The 3,923-nt window shown below is 59.4% G+C and carries 2 protein-coding genes and 1 pseudogene; 1 reads left to right on the forward strand and 2 read right to left on the reverse strand.

Features of this window, described 5'->3' with window-relative positions:
- The first annotated feature begins 216 nt into the window (after positions 1 to 216).
- On the forward strand, positions 217 to 1,299 hold the full coding sequence (locus tag EOC06_RS34135; protein WP_128309879.1) for a RelA/SpoT domain-containing protein: 1,083 nt from the start codon (positions 217 to 219) through the stop codon (positions 1,297 to 1,299).
- Here the strand turns inward: EOC06_RS34135 and EOC06_RS34140 are convergent.
- Positions 1,296 to 1,513: pseudogene (locus EOC06_RS34140) on the reverse strand (IS1595 family transposase); the annotation flags it as partial. The gene EOC06_RS34135 and the pseudogene EOC06_RS34140 sit on opposite strands and share 4 nt — an antisense overlap.
- 157 nt (positions 1,514 to 1,670) lie before the next feature.
- On the reverse strand, positions 1,671 to 3,923 hold a 2,253-nt coding region (locus EOC06_RS34145), incomplete at its 5' end, for an SAM-dependent methyltransferase (RefSeq protein WP_128309880.1).

Here is a 3,923-nt window from a genome sequence, read left to right on the forward strand (position 1 = left end):
GAAAGCCGCCTGAGCGTGGCGGCATGTAAGTCCGCGTCATGTCCAGGGGCGCGATCTAGGCAGATACGGCCGAGACGGTATCTCGCTCGCGGAGATCCGATGTCGCGCGCTATGGTACTTCGCTTACCCAAACGGATATGACTCTTGGGATCTGATTCCCCTGCGATAGTCCCGCCAGTCCAGAATGAGGCGGGCCACCATGACTTCTTGGCTCCAATGACTGAGTACCCGCGCCTTGCCTACAGCATGAAAGCCGTTCGCAAGGCAGGCGACCGGCTGGCAAAACCTATTCAGTTCGGACGAGACATCACTGTCGGCCAGTATGTGGACGCACTCGAAATCTTCTCAATCGCCAATAGCTGGCGCGACTCGCACTTTCTGCCGATGCGCAGCGTTCGGTTCTCTGTCCGTCATCACATAAGAGCCCTGCGACTGGAGGGCGACATGGCATCCCGGCCAAAGCGCATGGCATCCATTCGTCGGAAGCTTCGAGAGTCCACCACCAATTTGGACACCATGAACGACATCTGCGGTTGCCGGGCGATCATGGCCGATATCAAAGGTGTTCGCTCGCTTCTCGCATCGATGCGAGACAAGTTCCCCCATGAGATCCACTCTAGGGAGTTTAACTATATCGATGAGCCGAAGCCGGACGGGTATCGAAGTCACCATATTGTTTTCAAATACCGATCCCGAGATGCCGACACCGAGGCTTTCGATGGACGACGCATCGAGTTGCAAGTTCGTACCAAGCTTCAGCACTCATGGGCAACTGCGGTTGAGGCTGTCGGGCTATTCCGGGGCCAGGATTTGAAGCACGGAGAGGGCGACCAAGATTGGCTTCGCCTTTTCCAGCTTATGTCGGCGGAATTCGCGCACGTTGAGCAGTGCCCCGTTCATGTAAGTGTTCCGGATCACAAGGACCGGGTTCGAGAATTGCGGGATCTCAACAAGCGTATAGATGCGATCGGCATACTAGAAAAAATCAATAATGCTACCCGCTGCCAAGAGAATTTTATACAGCAAGCGGAAGAAACTAGATACTATTTGCTTCAATATGGGAAAGGTCATAAACTGACTATCGATAATTTCGAGTCAATTATATCAGGCGCACGAAAATTGAAAGAGACCGAGCAAAAAATCGAGCTAAGGGGCAGTGAGGTGAAGGCTGTCTTGGTCGAGGTGGATAAGAAAGAAAAGCTTGCTGAAATGTATCCGAACTACTTCGGAGACGTTTACTTATTTGCTCGTAATCTGAAATCCATCTGCTCGGGAAAAGCGGCTACCGAATACAGTTAGCCTGCACTGGGTCGGCTTAAGCGGCGTCGCTTCCGTATGAAGTAACCCGAGCGTTTGCCGACGATACCATCAAGGCTGCGACCGGCCCACGCATCGTCGTTCATGCCAGGGGCTGCGCGTGAATTATGGCGGAAGTCATATTCGGAGAGGTAGCGGTGCAGATGCTTTCTGCGCAGGGCTGATAGGTGCCACGCATGCCACGCTTGAATATGCTGATGCGCCGGGTATTTTGGCAGTGTTTACTCAGCCGCAGGGGCAGGTCATTCCGATCTTGGGGTGACATCGAGCGATCGCGGCAGTCTGGCGAGTGCGGAGCGTTTCGTCGATCTTGCGCACGTGAGCGGAACCGATGACCGTGACAAATTCACCGTTCAATCGAGCATGGCCTCGACGGTGGCGACAAAGTCGTCGAGCGAGCGATCCCCGCGAATCTCGATGCGTGGAAGGTCGATGGGATCGCAATTAAGGTCCGCCGGCCCGTGTCTGCTGCCGAAGCCGATCCGATAGCCGGACTCCTTGGCCAGTCTGCCGAGCCGTCGGTCGGTGACAGAGAAGGGTGCCGCGAACGCCGAGATTGGCCGACCGGTCCAACGTTCGATGAACATACGAGAGCGCAGCAGTTCGGCGGCCAAGTCAGAACTCGACAGACCATCGATCGCGCGATGCGTCGCGAGATGGCTTCCGAAGAACGCACCTTCGGCGGCGAGCCGCCGCACCGTCCCGGCATCCATAAGCTGCGTCGGCGGACCGTTTACGGAATCCCACTGCGCGCTTTCACCCACCAGGTCAGTCACCAGGAACACTTCCGCGGTCAGGTCGTTCGCGCGCAAGGTTGGCCAGGCATGGTCGGCAAAATTCTGGAAGCCGTCATCGAAGGTGATGAGCACTGGGCGGCCAGCGAAAGGCTGACGGTTGGCGATGGACCGTTCCAGTTGCTCGGATGTGGTTGCGTGAAAGCCATTGGCGCGCAGCCATGCCATCTGGCTGGCGAATGCGGCGGGCGTTAGCCGAAAACGGGCGAGGGCGGCCGGACCTTCTTCGGCGACGCTGTGGTACATGAGGACAGGGATACGTGGCCGCCGCTCGCTGCGCGCGACGTCGCGGCGCAAGGCCCGCGCCCCGCCCCAGACGATATTTCGGGCGACCCCGAGTCCGATAGACGCGCGGATCGGCGCATGATCAATCCTCGGTTCCGTCACCACATCGTCCGGTGACAGGCGGCGGAATCGGTCTATGCGATAGAGCTCGGTCTGGATCGACTGCTCGAGGACGAGACCTTCGGTCGCTGCGAGCGCCTCTGAGATCGCTTGTGCCCCGAATGTGTTCCAGTCGAAGCCCGTCCTTTCAACATTGTCACGCAGCACGAATGCGTGGGCGCTGATGAAACTGCCGCCAGGCGCCAACGCCTCTGCGAATTTTTTGGCAATGCGCCGCAACTCGGCGAGATCATCCAGATAGTAGAGCACTTCCGAACAGAAGATCAGATCCATCTCACCCGGCAGCGTGTCGGCGGAGAAATCCAGTACGCCGAATTCAATATTCGGCTGATCGCTGCATCGCGCGCGGGCCCGTCCGACGGCTATGGCGGAGATGTCGGTTGCGGTCAGATGGCCCACTCGCGGCGCCAGCTGCCGCGTGAAATGGCCCTCCGCGCAGGCGAGCTCAAGCGCCCGTCCGATGGGACCCCCAGGCAGAATCTCGAGCTGCCGCTCATATTTTTCCTGCTCATAGGACGAACCGTAGTTCCAGGGGTCCTCGGTCGCGAAATAGCCATTCCAGAACGACGTGCGATCCTTGTCGTGCCTGTGCCGTGCGCGGCGCGGCGCCGCGGGAGGCTCCGCTGGTTCGGCGCTCGACCGAACCAATTCCCGCGCTTGCGCGGCCAATCGCGCGAGTTTGCCGAAGTGGCTGTCCGGATCAGGCCCGCGTTCGGCTGCGCCTGACAACGCCCCGGCTGGAAGCGTGTTCGGAGTGTTGGCGCCAGCCTCCTTTTGCGGTGCGAAATACCGGATCAGTTCAATCCAATGATCCCTTGTCACTGTCCCGAGCACGCCGAATTGTACGACGGCCTCGATGTGGCCATCCATCATCAGGTAGGCATAGATTTGGTCGATTCCGTCCGGCAGTTCGGTCGAGGTCGGATTTCGAGCGTCGACGCGGATTCCAAGTGTTCGCGCCAGTCTGCGCGGCGCGCCAAGATCGTCAGCGTCCAGAAGCATTTGCTCAAGCTGATACTGGATGCGGCGAGCCGCCGCGGGATTGGCCCAGACCTTGCCGAGTTCGGTAATCAACTCGGTGATGGCGCCGCCGAACCTTCCCCACCTGGCAGCCAGTTGCGCCGGCACAGACAGGCTTCCCACCGCAAGGCCGTTGACGGCTACCTTGGCGATCTCACTCGCCCACTTGCGTCCGGCCGGAAGCGCGCGCAGGGATTGCGGGTTGATCGAGCCCGAGCCGCCGCCGCAATCCGACGCGGCGTTCCAAAATGCGAACCACGCGAGTGCTTCGGAAGCGGTGCGGCCATCCACCGAGTTCGCTCCGTTGGCGTGGATAGTCACCGGGTGTTTGACTCTGGAGTCGGCAGAGAAGCCACGGGCGATCACGATTTCCGCGTCGGCCAGCAT

Source organism: Mesorhizobium sp. M7A.F.Ca.MR.362.00.0.0 (assembly GCF_004023175.1).
Classification (GTDB): domain Bacteria; phylum Pseudomonadota; class Alphaproteobacteria; order Rhizobiales; family Rhizobiaceae; genus Mesorhizobium.